Origin of the sequence: Nonomuraea salmonea (assembly GCF_042428605.1) — a bacterium.
Lineage (GTDB): Bacteria > Actinomycetota > Actinomycetes > Streptosporangiales > Streptosporangiaceae > Nonomuraea > Nonomuraea salmonea.
Genome location: NZ_JBHMCF010000066.1, coordinates 75,529 through 97,980 on the forward strand (window position 1 = coordinate 75,529; position 22,452 = coordinate 97,980).

Here is a 22,452-nt window from a genome sequence, read left to right on the forward strand (position 1 = left end):
GGTCGAGGGGCCGTCCTCGTCGAGCGGCGCGGGGTCGTCGACGAGCGTGCAGGGCTGGACGGGGGAGCCCGCCTCGGCCCGCCAGGCGCCGAGCTGCCACGGCCGCCGCGACGCCGGCCGCCGCGAGCAGTCGCGGCGCGGTGAAGACCGGCCTGGAACCGCCGAAGGCGCGCCGGCGGGCGGCCGGGGCCTCGATGCCGCGCATCAGCCTCAGCTTCAGCAGGGCGCCCGCCGGCGGCCGGTTGACGGCCAGGGTTTCGACGCCGTCCTCGACGAGCGCTCCCGACACCTCGCCGGGGTGCACGCCGGTGCGGACGTAGGCCCGGTAGAGGCTCGTCTCGGTGCGCCGGTGGCGGCCGATGACGTTGGAGGCGATGCCGAACAGCCAGGGGGCGGCGTCGGGGCGGGCGCGGTCGTGGTCGCCGCGCCGCTGGAAGGCGATCAGGAAGGTCGTGGCCGTCTACTGTTGCCGCGCCGGAGCGACATGGTTCGCGGCTTTTCTCACTGATGTGAAGAAGTGTCGAGTACGCCGCGCAGGGGGCGCAGGCCGTCCTCGACGTACGCGGCGATGGGGCGCTCGCCGCCGTCGAGGTACCACTGCTCCAGCGCGGCGAAGTAGCCGAACGCGAGGGCGTTGGCGATCACCCTGGCCTGCGTCTCGTTGACCCCGCCTCGCTCGGCGATGACCGGGGTGAGGCGCTGCCCGGCCCGGTCGAGGGTGGCGCAGACGGCCATGCGGACGGACGGCTCGGCGAAGAAGTAGCGCACCCGCCGCCACGGGCCCTTGCCGGCCTGCGGGCCGTCGCCCGGCGGTCCGTCTCCCTGTGGGGCCTCGTACGCGCGCACGGCCTGCACCAGGCTGCCGACCGGGTCGGCCGGGTCGAAGATCCCGGCGAGCGCCTCGGGGCTCATCGCGTCGAACTCGATGTCGGTGACCACGATGCCCTCCTTCGTGCCGAAGATCCGGTAGACCGACGACGGCGAGACCTCGGCGGCAGCGGCGACCTCCTCGATGGTGACGGCGGCGAAACCACGCTCGTCGAACAGGTCGAGGGCACGTTCCTGGATGGCGCGCATGGCCTTGAGCCGCCAGCGCTCGCGAAGCCCGCTCATGGCGACCACCGTATCAGCAAGTCACTGTCTCAAGGAATTGACTGTCTCGACGACCTCTGCCTACAGTCACTCTCTCCAGACAGTCACTTTCTGAAAGGGGTCACCTCATGACCACGCCAGGCAACCGGGCCGTCCCGGTGCTGCTGTACACCGGCGCGGCGCTCACCACCGGCGCCGCCCTGTTCCCGTTCGCGGACAGGGCCGTGCTCGCCGGCCACGTCAGCGCCGGCTACCCCTCCTACGCGCCCGGCGAGATCGACGCCGCCGTCAGCGCGTACCTGATCATCCTCAGCGCCGTCGGCCTCCTGGGGCTGGCGGGCTGGCTGGGCACGGTCTGGGCGGTCCGCGCCGGCAAGCGGTGGGCGCCCTGGCTGGCCGGCGGGCTGCTGGTGAGCGCGATCCTCATCGCGGTCGCCGCGCTGACCATCAAGGACACCTCGGGCGACGTCGGCCTGGCGCCGCTGCTCGGCTGGCTGCTGGTGCTGCCGTGCGTGCCGGGGGCCGCCGCGGTCGCCTTGTGGAGAAGGGCGCGATGACGGGTGCCCGTCTGGCGCGGGCGGCCGGGGCGCTCAAGCGGGCGATGTACCGGGGCGGTCGGCCCAACGCGTTCATGCGGCTCGTGAACAGGCTGGACGCCCTCGCGTACGGGGCCGGGTGGTTGTCGCCGCGCCAGGCCGCCGTGCTGAAGGTGGCGGGGCGGCGCAGCGGGGCCGTCACGTCCGTCCCCGTCGCGGTCGCCCGCCACGGCGGCGGGGAGTTCCTCGTCTCGATGCTCGGGCCCGAGGCGAGCTGGGTGCGCAACGTGCGGGCCGCCGGGGGCGTGGCCGTGCTGCGCCGCAGGGGCCGCGAGCAGCCGGTCGTCCTGCGCGAGGTGCCGGTCGGGCAACGCGCCGAGATCCTGCGCCGGTACGTCGCCGTCGCCCCCGGCGCCCGGCCCCACGTCGGCCTGGGCCCGAGGGCGCCGATCGCGGCCTTCCGCCGCATCGAGGAGCGCCACCCCGTCTTCCGCATCCGCCCCCGCTCGTGAGCGGCCCCGGGTTCACCGTCGCCGCTTCGAGCCGGCGGCCGGTTGCCCCCGCCCCTGAGGGGCGGGGGCCCGAAGGTCACATGGGGGCGGGGGCGAGGTTACGGCCGCCGCCGAACGCCTTCACGCGGCAGTCGTTCTGGATCTTCTCGATGTCCACGTCGTCGCCGGGGACGCTGCCGTACCGCCAGCCGATCGCGTTCGGGTCGGAGCCAGGGGCAGGGGTCAGGTGCACGTCGAAGCCGTGCGCCTTCAGGCAGGCGACCTCCTTCCTGACGCTCTTGGCGTAGTGCGGGTTCGTCCTGGGGCTGAGTTCGGGCGGCAGCAGCGGCTCCTTGCTCTTGCACGCCTGCCGCGCGGCCCGCTCCGCCCGGTCGTTCCACGGGCCCTTGCTCGGCATGCCGTGCTCCTTGAGGCAGGCGGCGTAGGCGAGGCGATATTTGCGGATCTCGGCGGCGGTGCTGTCCAGGCGGAGCTGCGGCCGCCGCTCCTTCGGGGAGGCGGCAGGGGCGGGGGCGGCACTCGCCTCGGCGGTCGCGGGAGCCGGGGCGGGGGAGGGGGCGTTCGCCGGGCCGGTGGCGGCCGAGGCGGCGCCGCAGGCGGTCAGGAGGCCGCAGGAGAGCGCGGCGACGGCGAGCGCCGCCGCGTCGCGGCGATCACGGAAGGTTCTCATGCCGCAGCAGGATGGTTCCCGGATGTCAGGAACTTGTCAGGAACCTTTAGCGCTCGGATGAGGAACCGGGATCCGGTGGGGAGGCAGCCCGCCGGCCCGCCTACGATCGCCCACTATGGGTGCATACGTCCTGGTGGCCGAGGATGACGTGAAGCAGGCGGAGCTGATCCGCCGCTATCTCGAACGGGAGGGCCACGCCGTCGCCACCGTGCACGACGGCCGCGCCGCGCTGGACGAAGCCCGTACGCGCACCCCCGACCTGCTCGTGCTCGACGTGATGATGCCCAAGGTGGACGGCCTGGACGTGTGCCGCATCCTGCGCGCCGAGTCGGACGTCCCGGTCCTCATGCTGACCGCCCGCGCCACCGAGGACGACCTGCTGCTCGGCCTCGACCTCGGCGCCGACGACTACATGACCAAGCCCTACAGCCCGCGCGAGCTGGTCGCCCGCGTCCGCACGCTGCTGCGGCGAGCGGCCCGCACCGGGCAGGACCGCACCCCCGTGCTGCGGGCCGGAGCGCTCGTGGTGGACCCCGCCAGGCACGAGGTCACCGTGGACGGCGCCCGCGTCGACTGCACCCCCGGCGAGTTCCAGGTGCTGGAACTGCTGGCCGCCCACCCGGGCCAGGTGTTCACCCGCGAGCAGATCCTCAGCCACCTGCACGGCTTCGACCGTTACATCACCTCCAGGACCGTGGACGTCCACGTGATGAACCTGCGCAGGAAGATCGAGCCGGCCCGGCGCCGCCCCGTACGCCTGCTCACCGTCTACGGCGTCGGCTACAAGCTGGCCGCGGAACCCGCCATGGACCCGTGCGATGCGTCGTGAGGTGCCGCTGCGCCGCAGCCTGCTGGTACGGCTGCTCGCCGTGTCCGTCCTGGTCTCGATCGGCTCGATCGCGGCGACCGCCTGGCTGACCGCGCGCAGCACCACCGTGGCGATCCGGCAGGAGCAGGGCCGGGCGCTCGCCGACGACGCCCGCGTCTACGACACCCTGCTCGGCTACGCCGCCACACACCACGACTGGGACGACGCCGGCGACCTCGTGCGCCGGCTGGCCGCCGACACCGGCCGCCGCATCACGCTCACCACCGAGCAGCGCACCCCGCTCCTGGACTCGGACGCCGAGCCGCGCACCGCCGCCCTGCCCAGCCGCCCTTCCGCGGTCGTCGACCCGCTGTCGGCGGACGCGACGCCGGGCCACATTGACCCGCGCGCCGTGGGGCCGTACCGGCTGACCCGCAAGGAGCGGGACGACCTGCGCGCGACGGCCCAGCGGCGCGCCCTGTGCCTGCGGCGGACGTTCGGCGTGGACGCCCAGGTCACCGAGAGCCCCAACGGACGCCCGGCGCTCACCACCGGCGGCGCGCAGCCGTACCCCGAGACCCGGTGCCCCAGCCCCGTCCTGGAGCAGCCGACGACCACCGAACGCCGGGCGCTCGCGGCGCTGGAGAAAGTCACCGGCACCTGCCTGAAACGCAAGGGCGAGCCCGCCGTGCGCGTCAACCCGGACTTCACCTGGACCCGCGAGCCCGCCCCCGTCGCGCCCGGCGCGCCGCGCACGACGGCGAGCACCGGCGGCACCGTCTCCACCTGTCTCGCCGCCGCCCGCCGCGAGCAGCTCGGCCCGTACGTCGCCCCGCCCGCCCTGCTGTTCATCAGCAGCCGCGGCGGCGGCGTGTCCACCGGGTTCGACCTGTCGCCCGCCAACCAGGCCCGCATCGCCGGCGTGGCCGCGCTGGTGCTGCTGTTCACGGTGACCGCCACCGTGGTCGCCGGCACCAGGCTGAGCCGGCCGCTGCGCGAGCTGACCGAGGCCGTCCGCCGCACGGAGCAGGGCGGGGCGCCGCGCGTCGAGGTCAAGGGACGGGACGAGATCGCCCACCTCGCGGCCGCGTTCAACGCCATGGCCGAGCGCCGCGAGCAGCTCGAACACCTGCGCAAGGCCATGGTCAGCGACGTCGCCCACGAGCTGCGCACCCCGCTCAGCACGATCAGGGGCTGGCTGGAGGCGACGGAGGACGGCGTCGTCGCCCCCGACAGGGAGTTGATCTCCTCGCTGCTGGAGGAGGCCCTGCTGCTCCAGCACATCATCGACGACCTGCAGGACCTCGCCATGGCCGAGGCGGGCGAGCTGCGGCTGCGCCGCGAGCCGGTCGAGGTGGCCGACCTGCTGGCCCAGGTCGCGACCGCGCACCGGGCGGGCGCGGAGCAGGCGGGCGTCACGCTGCGCACCCGCGCGGACGGTGGCCTGCGCGCCTTCGCCGACCCCGTACGGCTCCGCCAGGCCGCGGGCAACCTGGTGTCCAACGCCGTCCGACACACCCCGCACGGCGGCGCCGTCACCCTGCACGCCCGCCGCGACGGCGACCACCTCCTCATCGACGTCGCCGACACCGGCACCGGCATCGCCCCCGCGGACCTGCCCCTGGTCTTCGAGCGCTTCTGGCGGGTCGAGAAGTCGCGCAACCGCCGCACCGGCGGCAGCGGACTCGGCCTGCCCATCGCCCGCAAGCTCGTCGAGGCCCACGGCGGCACGCTCTCCGCCACCAGCACGCCGGGCCGGGGCTCGATCTTCACGATTCGCCTGCCCGCCGGGGTTTGCGGCGAAGAGCAGGGGTAGGGGCGCCCTCCGTACGGCCTGCCGTCCTGGCGAACCCCCCCGACGCGACGACGGAGAGCGATGTGACGAGCGTGAAGCCCGGCGGCGAGCCGCTGACTTCGCCGCTGGCCCCGGTCAAGGTACGGCGCACGGGCGCGGTGATCGCGGCCTGGCTGTCGACCACCGACCACAAGGTCATCGGTTACCTGTATCTGATCGCCTCGTTCCTGTTCTTCGCGCTGGCCGGGGTGATGGCGCTCATCATCAGGGCCGAGCTGATGCAGCCCGGCCTGCAGGTGGTCAGCAACGAGGCGTACAACCAGCTGTTCACCATGCACGGCACGATCATGATGCTGCTGGCACTCGACGTACAGCCCGACGCTGGGCGGCGACCTGTGGCTGATGGGCCTCGCGCTGTCGGGCCTCGGCACGATCCTCGGCGCGGTCAACTTCTTCACCACCGTCGTGTGCATGCGGGCGCCGGGCATGGCGATGTTCCGGATGCCGATCTTCACCTGGAACGTGCTGCTGACCAGCATGCTCGTGCTGATGGCGTTCCCGGTGCTGGCCGCCGCGCTGCTGGTGCTGGAGTCGGACCGCAAGCTCGGCACGCAGGTCTTCTGGGCCGAGAACGGCGGGCCCATGTTGTGGCAGCACCTGTTCTGGTTCTTCGGCCATCCCGAGGTCTACATCATCGCGCTGCCGTTCTTCGGGATCATCACCGAGGTCATCCCGGTCTTCAGCCGCAAACCGGTCTTCGGGTACGTCGGCCTCGTGGGCGCGACCATCGCCATCGCCGGCCTGTCGATGACGGTGTGGGCGCACCACATGTTCGGCACCGGGCAGGTCCTGCTGCCGTTCTTCGCGTTCATGACGTTCCTCATCGCGTTCCTGCTGGGCGGGCTGACCGGGATGATCCTCGGCTCGCCGCCGCTCGACTTCCACGTCACCGACACGTACTTCGTGGTCGCGCACTTCCACTACGTCGTCTTCGGCACCGTCGTGTTCGCGATGTTCGCCGGCTTCTACTTCTGGTGGCCCAAGATGACCGGCCGCATGCTGGACGACCGGCTCGGCAAGTGGCACTTCTGGACGCTGTTCGTCGGCTTCCACGCCACGTTCCTCGTCCAGCACTGGCTGGGGGTGGCGGGCATGCCGCGACGGTACGCCGACTACAGCGCCGCCGACGGCTTCACCGACCTGCACATGGTCTCGTCACTCGGCGCGTTCCTGCTCGGCGCCTCCACATTGCCCTTCCTCTACAACGTCTGGCATACCGCCCGAAAGGGCATGAAAGTCTCTGTGGATGATCCGTGGGGCTTCGGCAACTCTCTCGAATGGGCCACCTCCTGCCCGCCGCCCCGGCACAACTTCGTCCGCCTGCCGCCCATCCGTTCCGAGCGGCCGGCGTTCGACCTGCACTACCCCCACACCTCCGGCCGCGAGCGCGGCCCCGCCGAAGACGACTGACCCCGCAGGGCGGTGATGAGCGATGCACCTGTCGGACCGGGAACGCCGGATCCTCGCCGAGATCGAGCTCGACCTGCGCAGGAGCGACCCCGCCTTCGCCCGCCGCATCGACGCGCTCAGCGCCGCCACCCACCGCAAGGGCTTCGGCGCGCGCGGCAGCCGCAGGGAGATCGCGGGCCTGCTGGCCGCGGTCGCCGTGCTGACCACGGTCATGGTGTTCGTGGTGATCCTCGCCGGGCATGCCGCGCCCCCGCCCGCCGGGCCGCAGCTGCCGCCCGTGTCACAGGTGGAAAACCCCTTGGATGAACACGGAAAGTAGTCTTACTCTTACTTTCGGTAATCGAAAGGAAGGGTTTCCATGAGGAAGTTCATCATCACCTCCGCGTTCACCGCAGCCCTCGTCGTGGGCGGCGCGGGCGCCGCCTACGCCTCCCAGTACGTCGCCTACGAGGGCCCCGGGTTCACCGGCAGGAGCGTCGTCATCGACCGGTGCGGCGTGTCCAACATCCCCTACCACGGCTCGTACAAGTGGTACGGCGACGGCCAGAGCGGCCGCATGTACAACCAGCCCAACGCCCAGGGCGTCGCCCACTTCACGCTCGCCTCCAACAGGAACGCCGAGCAGCGCACCCCGGTGGGCTGGAAGAGCATCTTCATCGTCTGCTGACGTCCTGCTCCCCGCGATGAGCCCGGCCTGCTCCGGCCGGGCTCATCGGCGTTCCGGACGGACGTCGGCGCCGGCGTGCGTGTGCCGGGTCAGGTCGTCAGAGCCGTGCCAGTCGAGGCACATGACGCTCGCGTCGTCCTGCAGATGCCCGCCGCAGAGGTCGGACACCGTGGCGGCCAGCGTCCGCACCACGTCGCGCGGATGGTCGCCGGCCGTGGCGCGGATGAGCGCGGACAGGTCCAGCTTCTCCGCCGCGCCTTCCTGCATGCCGTCGGTGTGCAGCACCAGGCGGTCGCCTGGACGCAGCGCGAGGTCCTGAACGCGATGCTCGACGGGAAAGGGGAAGCCGAACGGCGGGTCGATCTCCAGCGTCACCTCCTCCACCTCGCCGTCGCGCAGCAGCAGCGGCCACGGATGGCCGGCGTTGACCAGCTGCAGCCGGCCGCCGTCCAGCGACAGCCGCAGCATCTGGCCGGTGGTCAGCGCGCCCGGCATGTGCTCCAGCAGGGCCTCGTGCGTGTGGCGGGCCTGCTCGGCCAGGCCGAGGGAGGCGCGGCGCGCCTTGCGGGACGCGCTGACGACCAGCGTGGCCATGAGCGCCGAGTCCACCTCGTGGCCCATGGCGTCGGTGATCGACAGGTGCAGCGTGTCGTGGTCGAGTGTGTAGTCGTAGCTGTCGCCGCCCACGCTGTCGGCCGGCACCAGCACGGCCGCCAGCACGAACTGCGCCGCCTCGCAGGTGGGGGAGGACGGCAGGAGCTGCTGCTGGATCTCCGCGGCCAGGTTGACCGCCCTGGTGCGCTGGCCCCAGAGGTAGAGATCGGTGAAGCGGCGGTCGGTGACGACGATGTAGGCCAGCGCGTGGGCGGCCTGGCTGACCTGCTCCAGGAGCTCGGGCCCTGCCTCGGGCAGGGTCAGCTCCAGCAGGCCGATGGCGTCGCCGCGGTTGGTGACCGGCGCGATCACCCGGTACGCGTCGTCCTCAGGGATCAGCGTCAGTCGCTGGGTGCGCAGCGCCTCCTCGTACGGGCTGCCCGCGAGAGGGATGTGCTCGGCGCCGCGGCCCCGGCGCGCGGCGGTGGTCTCGGTGATGCGCACCACCTGCCGGCCCACCAGGTCGAGGAAGAGGAACGACACGCTCGACGCCATGAACCGCTCACGCAGGTCCGCGGCCACTACGGCGATCGACTCGACGGGAGCGGCGTTCTCCGCCGCCGTGAGGACCTCCGCCAGGGGGAGCGACACCTGCGCCATGAATGCCTCCTTGATCTGTACACCGTCCTTCCCGCCCACGGGATGGGCACCCACAAGGGATCGGCTCGGTTGCCGGAAAATCCGCTAATACGAATTATTACTGGGGTATCACCTCTTGACGTGGTGATCAGTGAGGTCCCAGACTCGGCGCTCATGGGCATGACCCGAGGAGTACGACCGTGGCCCGCCGCCTGACCCAGCAGGACATCGCCCGCATGGCGGGCGTGAGCCAGACCACCGTGTCACTGGTGCTCAACAACCGCGCGGGCAACGGGGTGCGCATCTCGCCCGAGACCCGCGAGCGGGTGCTGCGGGTGATCAGGGAGACCGGCTACATCGCCGACCCCGCCGCCCGCCGGCTCGCCGAAGGACGCAACCGCATCCTCGGCGTCTTCACCTACGAGGCGGTCTTCCCCGCCACCAGCGCCGACTTCTACCACCCGTTCCTCGTCGGCATCGAGGAGCGCGCCGAGGAGGCCGGCTGCGACCTGCTGCTCTTCACCAGCGCCCGGGTCTCCGGCCGGCGGCGCATCTTCCATGAGGACAGCCGGGTCCGGCTCGCCGACGGGTGCGTGCTGCTCGGGCGGACGGTCGACAGCGACGACCTGGCCAGGCTCATCGCCGACCAGATCCCGTTCGTGTCCGTCGGCCGCCGCGACGACGCGGGCGGGCCGGTGCCGTACGTCGGCGCCGACTACCCGGCGGCCACCCGCGCCCTGGTGCAAAGGGCCGCCCACCTCGGCCACCGCAGATTGGTCTACGTCGGCACGGGCGAGGGCGCCGAATCGACCGCCGACCGCTTCACCGGCTTCGTCCAGGCGACCACCGACCTGGGCGTCACATTCTCTCGCCTGCCCCCGGATCACCCTGACCTCTTGGGCGCCGTACGCGCCACCGGGGCCACCGCCGCTTTCTTCGAAGAACAGGCCGACGCCGTACCGTTCCTCCAAGCAGCGGCCGAAGGAGACCTCGCCATCCCCGACGACCTATCCGTGATCACCCTCGGCTCAGCCACCCGCCCCGTCCACACGGACACCGACTTCACCGGCTTCCGCATCCCCCGCCGCGAAATGGGCCGCAAAGCCGTCGAACTCCTGACCAAAGTGCTAGAAACCGGCACCACCCCCCAGGAGCTCTTGCCCTGCGACCTGATCGAAGGCTCCACCCTGCGACGCCGCCGTGACGAGCGGAAAGGTGCCTGGCTGTGATCCCCCTGCGCACGCTGGACCCGCGTGCCCCGCTCGACGACCTGACCTGGCTGGACGACGCCATCGACGACGCCCGCGTCGTCGCCGTTGCTCACCGCGGGAGGTGCGCGACGCCGTCAGTCCCAGGTGAGCCGCTGTTCCAGGAGGGCCTGCTGGGCGGGGTTGGTGGTCAGCTGCAGGGCCCGCTCGTCGGCGTCCCTGGCCTCGGTGCGGTGGCCGGTGGCGCGGAGGAGTTCCGCCCGTGTCGCGTGGAAGAGCGGGTAGCGGTCCAGGGGGCCGGCCAGGTTCTTCAGCTCCTCAAGCGCTGCTCGCGGGCCGTGGACGTGGCGTACGGCGACTGCCCGGTGCAGGCGGGTGACGGGGGAGGGGGACAGGTGCAGGAGCAGGTCGTAGAGGACGAGGATCTGGGGCCAGTCGGTGTCGGCGAAGGTCGCGGCCTCGGCGTGGCAGGCCACGATCGCGGCCTGCACCTGGTACGGGCCCGGCCGCCGGTGTGCGCGGGCCGCCCGCGTCAGGAGGGTGGTGGCCTCGGCGATGGCGGTGTGGTCCCAGAGCGAGCGGTCCTGGTCGGGGAGCAGGACCAGGTTGCCCCGGTCGTCGAACCTGGCCGCGCCGCGCGCCCGGTGCAGGCGGATCAGCGCCAGCAGGCCGGCCGCCTCCGGCTCCTTCGGCATCAGGCCCACCAGCAGCGCCGCCAGCCACTCGGCCTCCGCCACCAGGTCGGCCGCCTGCGCCCGGTCAGCGGTGCTGGTCAGGTAGCCCTCGTTGAACAGCAGGTAGATCACCGCCAGCACGTCGTCGAGGCGCTGGGGCAGCTCTTCTGCCGTGGGCATCCGGTACGGGATGCCGGCCTCGCCGATCTTGCGCTTGGCACGGGTGACGCGCTGCGCCACCGTGGGCTCCGGCACCAGGAACGCCGCCGCGATCTGCGCCATCGACAGCCCGCACACCACCCGCAGCGTCAGCGCGATCTGCGCGGCCCGCGACAGGGCAGGGTGGCAGCAGGTGAAGATCAGCCGTAGCCGGTCGTCGCCCGGGGCGGGGCCGGGCCAGGTGAGGCGGGCCAGCTTGGACCGCAGGTTCGACTCGCGGCGCAGCACGTCCAGGCCGCGTCGCCGGGCGACCGTGAACAGCCACGCCTCCGGCCGTTCCGGTACGCCCTCCTCGGGCCAGCGGCGCAGCGCGGTCTCCACCGCGTCCTGCACCAGGTCTTCGGCGGCGGAGAAGTCGCCGAGCAGCGACACCAGCGAGGCGGCCAGCCGGCCGGCATGCTCACGCACGACGGCGGCCAGCACCTCCCGACTCGCCTCGGCACCCGGCTCACAGTGGTGCGGGTTCATGTGAGGGGGCGGATCTCCACGATCGGGCAGGCGGGCCACGCGCGGGCCAGCGCCAGCGCCTCGTCCAAGTCCGCCACCTCGACCTCCGCGAACCCGCTCACGACCTCCTTGCCCTCCACGAACGGCCCGTCCGTGATCACAGGCTCGGGGCGGTCCACCCGTACGGTGGTCGCCGTGTGGGCGGGCGCCAGGTGCGCGTGGTGGGTGATCTTGTCGGCGTGCTCGGCGAACCACCGCCCCACCGCCTCGTACGCGGCCCGCTGCTCCAGCTCGCCCATGGCCTCCAGTTCCTTGGCGAACTCCTCGGTCTCCACGAACATCAGCACATACTTCACGATCCACCCTCCTGTCGTTCGGAACTCACCAACAAGACGATCGGGACGACGCCCCATACGACAGAGCGGCGGTTCCGATACTTTGATCCTCATGTCCCCTGCTTTATCCGTCACCTCTCGCACCGCGTCAGCGGCCCCCGCCCGGCTCGCCTGGCTGGACGCCCTGCGCGGGCTCGGCGCCCTCGCGGTGGTGGGGGAGCACCTGTGCACCTGGGCCATGCCGTGGCTGCGGCCCACCGCGTTCAATCTCGGCGTCTACGGCGTGCTGGTGTTCTTCCTGGTCAGCGGCTACATCATCCCAGCCTCGCTGGAGCGGCACGGTGACGTGCGGGCCTTCTGGATCGGGCGGTTCTTCCGGCTCTATCCGCTCTATCTGGCGATGATCGTGCTGGTGCTCGTGCTCGCCTGGTGGATCCCCGTACGGGCCGAGGTGCCGCGCGACCTGTCCTCCGTGGCCGCGCACGCCACCATGCTCATGGACGCCGTGGGCACCGCGGGCGTGCTGAACACGATGTGGACGCTGTCGTACGAGATGGTGTTCTACCTGCTGGCCGCCGCGCTGTTCACGGTGGGCGTGCGGGACAGGTGGGGGCTGCTGCCCGGCCTGTTCGCGGTGCTCGGGCTGGTCGCGGGGCTGGCCATGATCGCGCCGCCGCTGTCGGGCGGGTGGCTGTCCTGGGTGACGTTCGGGCTGTTCGCGGTCGGGCTCGCGTGCGTGGTGTCGGGGTGGGGCCGTACGGTGGCGGCCTGCGCGCTGGGGGTGATGGCGCTCGCGCTGGTGCTGCTGAGCAGCCGCGTCCCCTGGTTCGGTGCGGCGATCCTGGCGGTGATGTTCGCCGGCACGGCCGTGCACCGGTGGGAACGCGGCGCGGGCCCGCTCTGGCCGGTCGCCGCCACCGGCCTGCTGGTGGCCGCGCTGCCGCTGTGGGCGCGCAACGCCGGCTGGTGGTGGGTGCAGCCGAAGGTGTGGGGCCTGACGATCCTGCTGGCCGTGCTCACGTTCGCCGCCGCCATGGCCTGCCGGTCCCGTACGCTGCCCGCCGCGCTCACCTGGCTCGGCACGATCAGCTACTCCCTCTACCTCGTGCACCTGCCGCTGCTGCTGATCCTCATGCGGGTGGTGGGGGAGCTGCGCGGCGCGCCGGCGGCGGCCCAGCTCGGCGCGGGCGTGCTCTTCCTGGCGCTGCTGCTGCCGCTCAGCTGGCTCAGCCACCGCTGCATCGAGCTCCCCATGCAGCTCGTCGGCCGCCGCCTGGTCAAGGGGCGAGACCGTCCATCAGCAGGTCGAGCAGGCGCTCCGCCTGCTCCCGCTGGCGGGGGTCGCCGGCCGCGAGGGTGACGCCGGCCAGCGCCATGAGGATGTCGCCCGCCGGTACGTCCTCCCGCAGCACCCCCTGATCGGAACCGGCCCGGCGCAACTCCTCGACCGCGGCCGTGAGCTGCTCGCGGGTCTGCGAGCCGAGCTCCGCGTCGCCGCGCAGCAGCGTCTTGAGCGTGTCGGCCATGCCCTGCTTGGTGACCAGGTGGTCGAGGACCTCCGACATCCACGCCCGCAGGGCGCGGTCGGCCGGCAGCTCGGCGAGCAGGGCGGCGGGGCGGTCGGCCAGCCTGGCCGTCTCATAGCGGTAGGTGGCGTCGACCAGCAGTTCGCGGGTGGGGAAGCGCCGATAGAGGGTGGCGATCCCGACGCCGGCGTCCCTCGCGATCTGCTTCAGGGTGGCGGCGGCGCCGTCGCGTGCGAAGGCCGAGGCCGCCGCGGCGAGCAGCTTGTCCTCGTTGGCCCGCGCGTCGGCCCGCATCGGCCGGCCGGACTCAGGCATGGAGTCGTCCTGTCTTCCGAGTTGCTATGTGGAGCCGGGTCCGCTTAGTCTCCGGATAAGCGGACCCGACTCCGCTTATCCGCGACGGTAGCAGACGCCCCGCGGTGCCATCACTCGACCAAGAAGGGCGGTCCCGCCATGCGCTACCGCACGCTCGGAAGCACAGGAGTCCAGGTCAGTACGTTGTGCCTGGGCGCGATGATGTTCGGCCGCTGGGGCAACCCCGACCACGACGCCTCGATCGGCGTCATCCGGACGGCACTCGACGCCGGCGTCAACCTCATCGACACCGCCGACGTCTACTCCGACGGCGAGTCCGAGGTCATCGTCGGCAAGGCGATCGCCGGGCGGCGCGACGACGTCGTCCTGGCGACCAAGGTGTCCAGCCCTATGGGCCCGGGACGCAACGAGCGCGGCGCGTCCCGGCGCTGGATCATCCGGGCCTGCGAGGAGAGCCTGCGCCGTCTCGGCACCGACCACATCGACCTCTACCAGGTGCACCGGCCCGACCCGGCCACCGACATCGACGAGACGCTCGGCGCGCTCACCGACCTCGTCCGCGCCGGTAAGATCCGCTACGCCGGATCGTCGACGTTCACGCCCTCGGCCGTCGTCGAGGCGCAGTGGACGGCCGAGCGGCGGGGCCGTGAGCGGTTCGTCTGCGAGCAGCCGCCGTACTCACTGCTCGTCCGCGGCGTCGAGGCCGACGTGCTGCCGACCTGCGAGACGTACCGGATGGGGGTGCTCGCGTGGAGCCCGCTGGCCGGAGGCTGGCTGACCGGGCGGTGGCGGCGGGACGCGGCGCAGGCGTCCAGCCACCGCACCCGGACGATGCCGTTCAGTCACACCCTGGCCCACTACGACCTGTCCGTACCCGCCAACCAGGCCAAGCTCGACGCCGCCACCGCGCTGGCCGGCATCGCCGACGAGGCCGGCCTGACGCTGATCCAGCTCGCCCTGGCGTTCGTCACCACGCACCCGGCGGTCACCGCGGCGATCATCGGCCCGCGTACCGCGGCGCATCTGCACGACCAGCTCCAGGCCGCGGACGTCGTGCTGACGTCCGACGTGCTCGACCGGATCGACCAGGTCGTGGCGCCCGGCACCGACGTCAACCCGCACGACGCGAGCTACGGCGCCGCCGTCCTCGCCGATCCCCGGCGTCGCCGCCGCGCCGCCTGACCAAGGGGCGGCGCGGCGGCTCCCGGTCAGGAGGCGTAGGTCTCGTACTCGGCGACCCTGGGGGTGCCGTTCGAGCCGGTGATCCGGAACGTCACCTTCTTCAGCGACGTCGGCGTGAAGCTGATCGTGCCCGCCCCGGTGCCGGACTTCAGCACGGCCCCGTTGTCGGCGTTGAGCAGCTGCCACGACCCGATCGCGCCCGTCGCGCCGGACGCCTCGCGGATCACGACCCGGCCGACCGTCGTCGCCGAGCCCCACTTGATCGAGATGTCGCCGGTCGAGCCAGACGGAGACCAGTACGTGCTCATGTTCCCGTCACGCACGTTGCCGTAGCTCGTGCCGCTGCCCTTGCTGGAGCCGTCGGAGCCCGCGCCGAGGCTGAGGTTCGTGCCGCTGGGCGGGTCCGTGGGCGGGTCCGTGGGCGGATCCGTGGGGTCGGTGGGCGGGTCGGTCGGGTCCGTCGGCGGATTGGTCGGGGTGCAGTTGCCGTTCGACACCTGCAGGCCCTTGTTGGCGCCCGCCGTCCTGTTCACGATGTCGGGCACGCAGCTCGCGCCGTCGAGGGCGTAGGAGTAGGGGACGCTCACGCTGGTGTTGGACTGCGGGTTCGGGCCGGCCGGGTTGTGCTCGTCGTCGCGGGCGCCCCAGGTCACGTTGTCGAAGATGTTGCCGCTGACCTGCCAGTAGCCGGCCTCGTCGGTGTAGAAGGTGCCGAGGACGTCCTTGGAGTCCTCGAAGTAGTTGTTGTCCACCTTCGCCCGGGCGCCGGCCCGCGAGTTGATGCCGGACTCGTGCAGGCTCCTGTAGTGGTTGTTGTACATGTGGGCGATGCCGCCGCGCAGCAGGGGCGTACGCGAGTCGATGTTGCTGTACAGGTTGTGGTGGAAGGTGACGTTCCCGTTGGAGCGGTCGCTCTCGCTGGAGCCGATCAGCCCACCGCGGCCGGAGTTGCGCAGGATGCTGTACGACAGCGTCACGTACTGCGTGTTGTTCTTCATGTCGAACAGGCCGTCGAAGCCCTCCGACTCGCCGCCCGACGCCTCCAGCGTGACGTGGTCGACCCACACGTTGCGGACGTCGCTCTCCATGCCGATCGCGTCGCCGCCGTTGGAGGTGGGCGAGCCCGACTTCTTGACGTTCCTGACCGTGACGTTCTGGATGATGATGTTGCTCGCCTCGCGGATGTGGATGCCGAGCTGGTCGAAGACGGCGCCGTTGCCGACCCCGATGATCGTGACGTTGCTGATCTGCTTGAGCTCGATCACGCCGGCCGCGGTGTTGCAGCTGCTGCCGGACACCTTGCTGGTGTTGCCGTGGTTGATCGTGCCCTCGACCTGGATGGTGATCGGGGTGCTGCTGCTGGCCCGGCTGCAGAGGGCCTGGTGGATCGCGGTGCCCGTGGTGGCGCGTACGGTCTGGCCGCCCGCGCCGCCGGTGGTCCCGCCGTTGGCGGAGGCGAAGCCGGTGGCGTTGCCGGCCGCGGCGAGTGCGGCGGCCGGTGCGGCCGACGCCTGCAACATCGGCACGGCCGCCCCGGCCGCCGCGGCCGTGACCGCCGCGGCGAGTGCCGCGCCGACGCGTAACACGACTGCTCGTCTCATGCTCGTCCCATCTTCGTCGTCGATGCCGGGCTGCTGTCGGCAGCCGGGTCCTTGCTGGTCCGGCGCGTACGGGATGACCCGCACGCCGGATTCCCCCCAGCGAGTGCGCACCGCTCACATGAGTGACCACGTCCGTGTCCGTGAGTAGCGCCACCGTAGGAAAGCGCTTTCCCCGTGTCAATGCGCCGTGAAACTTTCATCCAGCCGGTACGAGCGGCGTCACACCCGTTCCGGCCAGCCCTTTCGTTCAATTTCCTGCATGCCATCCGCCTCGATTCCTTGGCTGGAACGGCATCGGGAAAGCAGCGGGATACATTGGGATGACCGAGGACTTTCGGGCGCCGGCGCCTCCCGCCGGCGTCGCCCCAGTCCGACTCAACGGTGGCGCTGACCAGGGGCGACGCCCACGTCCCGGCCGGCCGAGGGGGGAGTTCTCATGAAGGTCATCGACACCGCCCCGCTCGGAGTGGCGGGCCCCGGGCAGCCGACCGTCCTGCGCCTCTACGGCGAGATCGACCTGTTCACCAGTGCGGACCTGCGCGAGCAACTGCTGAGCGCGCTGCACTACAGCACCAGCCTGCTCGTGCTCGACCTGTCCGAGGTGTCGTTCTGCGACGCCGCCGGGCTGGCCGTCCTAGTCGACGTGCAGCAGCGCGCCCGCCCGATGGGCATCACCCTGGCCCTGGCGTCGCCCCGGCCGTTCATGTCGCGGCTGCTGCGCATCACCGGCCTCGACCGGGCCCTGCCCATGGTGGGCGGCACCCCGCCGAACACCGCCTGACCTCTCGGGCCGGCCGCGCCTGTTCCGCCTTGATCGCCGACGCTCAGCGCTGACCCCGCCCTTGGTCAGGCCGCCGAGCGCGCCCCCACCGTGATGACGCCCGCCGCGTGCAGGCTGGTGAGCAGCGTCCAGTCGTCGGCCGGGTCGAGCCAGATCTGCAGTTCCTCAGGCCCCGACGGCCGCGGCAACGTCCCCTCCGGCAAGTAGAAGGACGTCACAAGCACCAGCGGCACCGGCGCCGTCCACTCCGCGAGCGCCGGCGGCTCGTGCCGGCCGCCCAGCAGCACCGCGCGTTCCTCCGGCCCGCACTCGCCCAGCCGTCCTGCCGCCAGCTCCGCCTGCAACCGCACCTGCACGTCCAGCGCGAGACGGATCCGCGCCACCGCCCGCCCGCTGTCATCGCCCAGCTCGCCGTAGCCGGGGATGAGCATCGCGACCAGCTCGGCCGGCTCGTCGGCGTAACCGCGCAGGGCACCGGCGGCGTGGATCATCTCGTAGAGGTACGGCCTGCCGTCGGCGTGGCGCGGCGCGGCCGGCGGCTGCCGCGCGGCGGGGACGTTGCGGACGATCACGTTCATACCCGGACCTCCGGGGGCGGTGGCGGCTCCCAGCGCTCGGGCCAGCGCGTCGCCGCGAACAGGGCGGCGAGCTGCTCCTTGTCGGCGGCCCGCCAGAAGATCTCGTCCATCAGCATGCGGAAGGACAGGCTGCCCGCCTCGGTGAGGTCGGGTGCGGAGCCCAAGGAGCGCAGCCCGGCGTGGGTTCCGGGCTCTTCGCGCACGCCCGCGTTCGGCGGCAGGTCCAGCGCCGCCGTGCGGAACGCGGCCTCCACCACGGCCAGCGACACCTTCACCTGCGCCTGGATGACGGCCGGGTCGAGCGAGCCGTCCCACATGCGGAACTCGATATGGCCCTTCGTGTCCTCGGTCATCCCGCCCATGTTCACGGCCGAGCGGTGGAGGTGATTCTGGCGCACCGCGCCGATCGAGGTGTAGCCGCGGGCAGGCAGTGACTCGAACTGGCAGAACGCCTGTCCCCGGTGGCTCTCCATCGCCGGGTTGTGCCCGAGCCGGTAGAGCGTGTCGCCGTGGTGCTTGATGTATTCGGCCACGCTGACGTAGTTCGCCAGGTGGTGATCGTAATCACGGGTGCTCACGTGCACGTGCCCGCCGGTGTTGACCGTGGCGCTGCCGCCCCAGCCGCGGATGATCTCGCAGGCCAGGAGGATGTTCATCCACGTCGCGGGCTCGTCGTACAGGATCGGTGAGACCAACTCGCCGGATACCGACCTGTCCAGCTCCAGCCGCCACAGACCGCGCCCGCCCTTCTCACCCGAGTGGTATCCGGCCCGGGAGGACGCGTGATATGGGTGCACATCGCCGTCAACGGTCAGGCCGGCGGCGTGCAGATCCCGGGCGATGTTCTTCAGAACGGCCCGGCTGCTGAAGCCGGGCAGCTCGAACTCGATCTCCAAGCCGAACCCGCGCCCGCCGCCGCGGGCACCCAGCCCTGCGGTGGCGTCGTCGTACATGAAGGGGATCGCAGCTTCGTCGCTGCCCGCGCGCCGCACCGCCGCCTCGTACGCCCGCACGTAAGCGGGAAAATCCTGGGTGAACGACACCTCCGGCGCATCCGGCCAGCGCCGCCACGCCTCGACCCGGGCCTGCAACGAGTCGACGTATTCCCGGACCGTCGGAGTGAGCGCCCGATCCAGGTCGGAGCCCGGCTCGACGTAGCCGCGCATCCCGTGATCGCCGAGGTAATCCTCATAGGCCCGAGCGTGCTGGGCGGCCGCGGCGTTCCTGGCCTCCCGTACGTCCGCGGGTGACATGCCGTGCAGGCCGGGCGCGTCCGCACGGGGGTCGGGCGGCGCGAGCGGCTCCGGCCGGCTCAGCGTGTCGACCACATCATGGCGGTCGACCGGTCCGAACAGGTCGAACCCGTTTCGCGCGGCCTCAACCGCGCGTGCCGCCAGGTCCGCCACGTCGTATCCGGAACCGGTCTCGTCGGCCAGCCGGCGCAGCGGGTCGAAGCGCCAGATCGGCGTCGTCGGGTGCGGGCCCGCGAGTTCCGCGAGCCTGGCCGCGGCGCGTACCTCGCCGTCCCGCGTGAGCGGCAGGCCGAGTTCGGTAACGAGCCGCAGGCCGTCCCAAAGGTAGGGGTCGCGCTGCCGATGCGTTGTCAGCATCTCGGTCAGGCCGGTGACGTCCGACATACCGGCCACGTCAGCGCCGTGCTCCTGCGCGTCCAGAGCCAGGCGGAGCAGATGCTCGACCGAGCCCGCCTGGTCGGTCTGGCGGGCCAGCTCCCGCAGCGGCATCGTTTCGGCTCGCGATCCATGGGGCGCGTGCGGGACGAGACCGATCAGGGTGCCGAGCATGCGGCTCGCCGGGCCGTCCAAGTGCGGCAGGTCATACCTCACCTGGCCCTGCAGGCCATACCACCGCGCAGGGTCGTCCTGGTGGAACCGGCTGAGAGCTTCGTGGAAGCCCCCGGGCCCGGGCGTCGCCGGCGGCAGGAGGCCCTCGGCCTGTGCGGCCCGCACGATCGGATACAGCTCCTCGAGACTGCTCATGCTGTATCTCTGGCGCACGGGGTCGATGAACGCCCCGTTGACGGCTGCGTTCTCGGGCGTTCCCATCATGTCGGCCAGGAGCCCGGCCGCGCGTGCCTGCTCCGGCGTCGCGGACGGCATCAGGTAGTCGTACTCGTGCCCGAGCCAGCGGTGACGGTCGGCGGGGTAGGCGCGCTCGAGCACGTCGGCCAGCTCGGTCTCGTCGCGGGCCGTCTCGGGCGCCATGCCCTGCCGCTGGGCGTCCCGGTAGAGCGCGACCAGCGGATCGACGGCCAGGATACTGTCGAAGAACTGTTCAGCCAGGCCCTGGATGGCCCGGTTGGGCTCGTCCGTTCTGAGAATCCTCCCCATCGCCCCTACGGCCGCCGCCGTCGCGTCGTCCTGGTTCTCCACGTACATGCGCCGCATGAGCTCTCGGCCGCTTGCGACCAGGGCGGGATCCAGCGGGGCGGGGACGTCATCGGCCTGGCCGTTGAGCAGCCGCTCGACGCGCGAAGGGGCGTCGAGCGGGTCGCCGGGGGTGGGGTCGGAGCCGGTCCTGTCGGTGCCGCGCGGGTCGTCGGGGACGCCGCGCGTGCCGTCCGGGTTCCAGCGGTGGACGATGGCCGCCGCCTCGGCGAAGTTGCGCGGGCGCGGGTCGGCGATCGGTGAGAACCCGTCGCTGAGCTCCGGTGCCCAGGCGCCGTGCGGCGGCGCGGGCACGGGCCCCGGCTGCGGCCTGCTCGCCGCCGGTGCGGTGGCCGTGGAGGCCGGGGCGTCCTCGGCGGCGACGCGTTCCAGCGCCGTACGGACCTCCGGCCAGGACGCGGCGAAGTCCGGGTGCAGGTTCAGCTGCGCCACCTCGCGCAACGGCACCCACCGTACGTCGATGGACTCGGGGGAGGCCGGCCACGCCTCGGCTCTGTGAGGCAGCTCGGCGATCACCGTGTCGTACGCCCAACCGCCGTGGTCGTCGTGGTGGACCGAGCGCACCCGGACGTCGTCCAGGTTCAGCCGCACCTCCCCGCCCGCCTCGCGCAACGCCGCGGCGACGGGCGCCTCACCGCTGTCGCGCGCCCCGCCGACCGGCCCCCACAGCCCGCCGTGGTGCGTATCCAGCGAGCGCAGCTGCACGAGCACGTGCACCTCGCCGCCTGGCCCGCGGTGGTACGGCAGCAGCCCGGCCTCTCGCTCGGTGCTCCAGTGCCGGTGCCCCTGGGCGCACTCCGTGTACGCGTCGCCCGCCCGCCTCGTACCCAGGCCGCGCGGCAGGCCGGCGAGCGCCGGGTCGGGCGGGACGACGTGCGTCGGCCGCAGCACCGTGACGTCGCCCGGCCCCGCCATCACCACGAACTCGTGCAGCGGCAGCTGGCCCAGCCCCGTCCACGGGGTCGCCAGCACCCGGGACGCCGGGACCACGGCCGCCATGACGGCGCCGTCGCCCAAGCCCGTGTACCGCTTGGCCACGCCCGGCAGCGCCGACCACGACTGCAGCGGCAGGCCGGGCGGAACCGGCACCACGTCCCCGGTCGAGGCCGCCGCCAAGGTCGGCATGCGGTGCACCTCGTCGAAGGCCACGCCACGATAGAGCACGAGTTCCTCGATGCCGTGCCGGCTCAGCTCGGCCTGGGTCTGCTCGTACTGGGTGCGCAGGAAGTCGCGCAGCGCCTCGCCGTGGCGGGCGTAGTCCCTGGCGCCCGTCTGGCTCCTGGAGGCCCCGCCGTACGCCTCGAGGTCGAGGACCCCTTGCAGGCCGAACGCGTCCACCGCGGCCAGGTTCATCGCCAGCCGCGCCGGGAGCAGCTGGCCCCCGCCGCGGCCCCAGGACCTCATCAGCTCCTCGACGCTCAGCCCGCGTACGATGGCGACCGCCTCAGGCGACGCGGCCGGCACCTCGCGCAGGATCCGGCGCCCGGTCACCTCGCCCGAGCCCCGCGTGAACGCCGGCAGGTCGTCGCCGGGGAGGACGTCCCAGCTCCGTCCCTTCCTGCCTGGAATGTGGAACTCGTAGTGCACCAGGACCATCTGGGGGTCGCCGAGCCCCTCCGCCAGATGCTGCTTGCGGGCCGCGGCCAGCAGGTCCTTCGTCGGCGTGGTCATCGTGTCCGCCAGCCGGCGCACGACCGCCTGATCGGCGCTCGACCAGGCATGGACGCTGATCGGCTCGTACGCGCCGTCCTGGCTGAGCAGGTTCGTCACCCGCTCGGCCGGCCCCGCCACACCCAGCTCAGGCCCGGCCGGCACCGGCCGCACCCGCGCGGCCGTGTCCTGCCGGGGTGCGTGCCCGTTCTGGGCGGGGACGCGCTCGGGTTGCGCGGGCGGGTGGGCGTCCGGAGTCTGCGTGCGGGGGCTCTCGGTCCTCGGCGCGGGCGCGTGGTCCTGAGCGGGGAGGCCCGGCAGGTCGTGCGGCCGGGCAGGCGGGACGACCACGTCGGCCGGGCGGTCGCCGTTGGCCTGGCGGGCGGGTGGCGGGGGTGGCGCGGTCGTGTCCGTACGGGGCGGGGCGGCGACCGTCTGCTCGGTGGTCGTGGGGGCGTTCGGGTCCTGCTGGATCTTCGGCGCCGGGTGCGGGGTGTCGGGGGCGGTGTTCCGCTGGGGGTTCGGCGCGGAGTCGGCTGTGGTGTCGGCTGTGGTGTCAGCTGTGGTGTCGGCTGTGGTCTCGCGGACGATGCCGTCCGGCGTGATGTCGCGTCCGGTGGGGCGCTGGGCAGGGGTCGCGTCGGCCTGGTCGGTGCGGGCCTCGGCCGTGCGCTGCTCGGCGGTGACCTGTTCGGCCGGTTCCACGGGGTGGGCGGCCGCGGCGACGGCCGGGACGGTGGCGGGCAGC

Annotated in this window: 20 protein-coding genes and 1 pseudogene; 12 read left to right on the forward strand and 9 right to left on the reverse strand. The window is 72.4% G+C overall.

Translation table 11 applies throughout. From position 1 onward, the window contains the following. Nucleotides 1-46: 46 nt before the first annotated feature. A complete protein-coding gene (locus ACFFR3_RS50050; protein WP_379485506.1) occupies nt 47-508 on the forward strand; it encodes a hypothetical protein in 462 nt (153 codons plus the stop codon). Here ACFFR3_RS50050 and ACFFR3_RS50055 read toward each other — a convergent pair. Then, nucleotides 502-1,113, reverse strand: a complete 612-nt coding sequence (locus ACFFR3_RS50055) for a TetR/AcrR family transcriptional regulator (RefSeq protein WP_345385255.1) — start codon at nt 1,111-1,113, stop codon at nt 502-504. The genes ACFFR3_RS50050 and ACFFR3_RS50055 overlap by 7 nt on opposite strands. Nucleotides 1,114-1,220: 107 nt before the next feature. On the opposite strand from ACFFR3_RS50055, the gene ACFFR3_RS50060 reads away from it, so the two are divergent. Both ACFFR3_RS50060 and ACFFR3_RS50065 read left to right on the forward strand, forming a co-directional pair. Beyond that, nucleotides 1,221-1,649, forward strand: coding sequence for a hypothetical protein (locus tag ACFFR3_RS50060; RefSeq protein ID WP_379485507.1), 429 nt, complete (start codon nt 1,221-1,223; stop codon nt 1,647-1,649). Continuing rightward, nucleotides 1,646-2,140 carry a nitroreductase family deazaflavin-dependent oxidoreductase gene (locus ACFFR3_RS50065; protein ID WP_364382807.1) on the forward strand — a complete coding sequence of 165 codons (495 nt, stop codon included), beginning with the start codon at nt 1,646-1,648 and terminating at the stop codon, nt 2,138-2,140. The genes ACFFR3_RS50060 and ACFFR3_RS50065 overlap by 4 nt, the downstream gene beginning before the upstream one ends. Nucleotides 2,141-2,216: 76 nt before the next feature. On the opposite strand, the gene ACFFR3_RS50070 is transcribed toward ACFFR3_RS50065, so the two are convergent. Next, nucleotides 2,217-2,810: a hypothetical protein gene (locus ACFFR3_RS50070; RefSeq protein ID WP_364382810.1), complete on the reverse strand. Its 594-nt coding sequence runs from the start codon at nt 2,808-2,810 to the stop codon at nt 2,217-2,219. Nucleotides 2,811-2,925: 115 nt separating this feature from the next. Between ACFFR3_RS50070 and ACFFR3_RS50075 the strand changes: the two genes are divergently transcribed. From ACFFR3_RS50075 to ACFFR3_RS50095, 5 genes and pseudogenes are all read left to right on the forward strand, one after another. After that, nucleotides 2,926-3,639 (forward strand): response regulator transcription factor, encoded by a 714-nt coding sequence (locus ACFFR3_RS50075; protein WP_345385253.1) that lies wholly within the window; start codon nt 2,926-2,928, stop codon nt 3,637-3,639. Continuing rightward, nucleotides 3,629-5,434, forward strand: coding sequence for a sensor histidine kinase (locus tag ACFFR3_RS50080; protein ID WP_364382813.1), 1,806 nt, complete (start codon nt 3,629-3,631; stop codon nt 5,432-5,434). Before ACFFR3_RS50075 ends, ACFFR3_RS50080 begins: the two co-directional genes overlap by 11 nt. Nucleotides 5,435-5,526: 92 nt before the next feature. Further along, nucleotides 5,527-6,883, forward strand: a pseudogene (locus tag ACFFR3_RS50085) (cytochrome c oxidase subunit I). Between the two features lie 22 nt (nt 6,884-6,905). Then, a complete protein-coding gene (locus ACFFR3_RS50090; protein WP_345385251.1) occupies nt 6,906-7,202 on the forward strand; it encodes a DUF3040 domain-containing protein in 297 nt (98 codons plus the stop codon). A gap of 39 nt (nt 7,203-7,241) precedes the next feature. Next, complete coding sequence (locus tag ACFFR3_RS50095) at nt 7,242-7,550, forward strand: MiAMP1 family antimicrobial peptide (protein WP_345385250.1); 309 nt, start codon at nt 7,242-7,244, stop codon at nt 7,548-7,550. Between the two features lie 42 nt (nt 7,551-7,592). On the opposite strand, the gene ACFFR3_RS50100 is transcribed toward ACFFR3_RS50095, so the two are convergent. Continuing rightward, nucleotides 7,593-8,804 carry a PP2C family protein-serine/threonine phosphatase gene (locus ACFFR3_RS50100; protein WP_345385249.1) on the reverse strand — a complete coding sequence of 404 codons (1,212 nt, stop codon included), beginning with the start codon at nt 8,802-8,804 and terminating at the stop codon, nt 7,593-7,595. A gap of 179 nt (nt 8,805-8,983) precedes the next feature. Between ACFFR3_RS50100 and ACFFR3_RS50105 the strand changes: the two genes are divergently transcribed. Beyond that, a complete protein-coding gene (locus ACFFR3_RS50105; RefSeq protein ID WP_379485508.1) occupies nt 8,984-10,012 on the forward strand; it encodes a LacI family DNA-binding transcriptional regulator in 1,029 nt (342 codons plus the stop codon). Nucleotides 10,013-10,128: 116 nt separating this feature from the next. Here the strand turns inward: ACFFR3_RS50105 and ACFFR3_RS50110 are convergent, their stop codons facing one another. After that, nucleotides 10,129-11,352 carry an RNA polymerase sigma factor gene (locus tag ACFFR3_RS50110; RefSeq protein WP_345385247.1) on the reverse strand — a complete coding sequence of 408 codons (1,224 nt, stop codon included), beginning with the start codon at nt 11,350-11,352 and terminating at the stop codon, nt 10,129-10,131. Then, the gene (locus ACFFR3_RS50115) at nt 11,349-11,687 is read right to left on the reverse strand and encodes a YciI family protein (RefSeq protein ID WP_345385246.1); all 339 of its coding nucleotides are present in this window, start codon (nt 11,685-11,687) and stop codon (nt 11,349-11,351) included. The genes ACFFR3_RS50110 and ACFFR3_RS50115 overlap by 4 nt, the downstream gene beginning before the upstream one ends. A gap of 91 nt (nt 11,688-11,778) precedes the next feature. Here ACFFR3_RS50115 and ACFFR3_RS50120 point away from each other — a divergent pair, with 91 nt between their 5' ends. Continuing rightward, a complete protein-coding gene (locus tag ACFFR3_RS50120) occupies nt 11,779-13,026 on the forward strand; it encodes an acyltransferase family protein (RefSeq protein WP_379485509.1) in 1,248 nt (415 codons plus the stop codon). Here the strand turns inward: ACFFR3_RS50120 and ACFFR3_RS50125 are convergent. Then, the gene (locus ACFFR3_RS50125; RefSeq protein ID WP_345385243.1) at nt 12,944-13,507 is read right to left on the reverse strand and encodes a TetR/AcrR family transcriptional regulator; all 564 of its coding nucleotides are present in this window, start codon (nt 13,505-13,507) and stop codon (nt 12,944-12,946) included. The two genes, ACFFR3_RS50120 and ACFFR3_RS50125, sit on opposite strands and share 83 nt — an antisense overlap. Nucleotides 13,508-13,645: 138 nt before the next feature. Here ACFFR3_RS50125 and ACFFR3_RS50130 point away from each other — a divergent pair, with 138 nt between their 5' ends. Beyond that, nucleotides 13,646-14,689 carry an aldo/keto reductase gene (locus ACFFR3_RS50130; protein ID WP_379485510.1) on the forward strand — a complete coding sequence of 348 codons (1,044 nt, stop codon included), beginning with the start codon at nt 13,646-13,648 and terminating at the stop codon, nt 14,687-14,689. Between the two features lie 26 nt (nt 14,690-14,715). Here the strand turns inward: ACFFR3_RS50130 and ACFFR3_RS50135 are convergent, their stop codons facing one another. After that, nucleotides 14,716-16,290 (reverse strand): pectate lyase family protein, encoded by a 1,575-nt coding sequence (locus tag ACFFR3_RS50135; RefSeq protein ID WP_379485511.1) that lies wholly within the window; start codon nt 16,288-16,290, stop codon nt 14,716-14,718. Between the two features lie 436 nt (nt 16,291-16,726). On the opposite strand from ACFFR3_RS50135, the gene ACFFR3_RS50140 reads away from it, so the two are divergent. Beyond that, a complete protein-coding gene (locus ACFFR3_RS50140) occupies nt 16,727-17,071 on the forward strand; it encodes an STAS domain-containing protein (protein ID WP_345385240.1) in 345 nt (114 codons plus the stop codon). A gap of 65 nt (nt 17,072-17,136) precedes the next feature. Here ACFFR3_RS50140 and ACFFR3_RS50145 read toward each other — a convergent pair whose 3' ends face one another. Together ACFFR3_RS50145 and ACFFR3_RS50150 are read right to left on the reverse strand one after the other, a co-directional pair. Continuing rightward, nucleotides 17,137-17,649, reverse strand: coding sequence for a hypothetical protein (locus tag ACFFR3_RS50145; protein ID WP_379485512.1), 513 nt, complete (start codon nt 17,647-17,649; stop codon nt 17,137-17,139). Then, nucleotides 17,646-22,452: NUDIX domain-containing protein (locus ACFFR3_RS50150; RefSeq protein ID WP_379485513.1), on the reverse strand; the 4,807-nt coding region annotated here is incomplete at its 5' end. The genes ACFFR3_RS50150 and ACFFR3_RS50145, both read right to left, overlap by 4 nt.

Bases quoted from the DNA above. Each gene is read 5' to 3' on its own strand.
- ACFFR3_RS50125 (WP_345385243.1), bottom strand. From the start codon at position 13,507: ATGCCTGAGTCCGGCCGGCCGATGCGGGCCGACGCGCGGGCCAACGAG.
- ACFFR3_RS50075 (WP_345385253.1), top strand. From the start codon at position 2,926: ATGGGTGCATACGTCCTGGTGGCCGAGGATGACGTGAAGCAGGCGGAG.
- ACFFR3_RS50070 (WP_364382810.1), bottom strand. From the start codon at position 2,810: ATGAGAACCTTCCGTGATCGCCGCGACGCGGCGGCGCTCGCCGTCGCC.
- ACFFR3_RS50135 (WP_379485511.1), bottom strand. From the start codon at position 16,290: ATGAGACGAGCAGTCGTGTTACGCGTCGGCGCGGCACTCGCCGCGGCG.
- ACFFR3_RS50145 (WP_379485512.1), bottom strand. From the start codon at position 17,649: ATGAACGTGATCGTCCGCAACGTCCCCGCCGCGCGGCAGCCGCCGGCC.
- ACFFR3_RS50140 (WP_345385240.1), top strand. From the start codon at position 16,727: ATGAAGGTCATCGACACCGCCCCGCTCGGAGTGGCGGGCCCCGGGCAG.
- ACFFR3_RS50100 (WP_345385249.1), bottom strand. From the start codon at position 8,804: ATGGCGCAGGTGTCGCTCCCCCTGGCGGAGGTCCTCACGGCGGCGGAG.
- ACFFR3_RS50055 (WP_345385255.1), bottom strand. From the start codon at position 1,113: ATGAGCGGGCTTCGCGAGCGCTGGCGGCTCAAGGCCATGCGCGCCATC.
- ACFFR3_RS50130 (WP_379485510.1), top strand. From the start codon at position 13,646: ATGCGCTACCGCACGCTCGGAAGCACAGGAGTCCAGGTCAGTACGTTG.
- ACFFR3_RS50080 (WP_364382813.1), top strand. From the start codon at position 3,629: ATGCGTCGTGAGGTGCCGCTGCGCCGCAGCCTGCTGGTACGGCTGCTC.
- ACFFR3_RS50090 (WP_345385251.1), top strand. From the start codon at position 6,906: ATGCACCTGTCGGACCGGGAACGCCGGATCCTCGCCGAGATCGAGCTC.
- ACFFR3_RS50110 (WP_345385247.1), bottom strand. From the start codon at position 11,352: ATGAACCCGCACCACTGTGAGCCGGGTGCCGAGGCGAGTCGGGAGGTG.
- ACFFR3_RS50060 (WP_379485507.1), top strand. From the start codon at position 1,221: ATGACCACGCCAGGCAACCGGGCCGTCCCGGTGCTGCTGTACACCGGC.
- ACFFR3_RS50120 (WP_379485509.1), top strand. From the start codon at position 11,779: ATGTCCCCTGCTTTATCCGTCACCTCTCGCACCGCGTCAGCGGCCCCC.
- ACFFR3_RS50065 (WP_364382807.1), top strand. From the start codon at position 1,646: ATGACGGGTGCCCGTCTGGCGCGGGCGGCCGGGGCGCTCAAGCGGGCG.
- ACFFR3_RS50095 (WP_345385250.1), top strand. From the start codon at position 7,242: ATGAGGAAGTTCATCATCACCTCCGCGTTCACCGCAGCCCTCGTCGTG.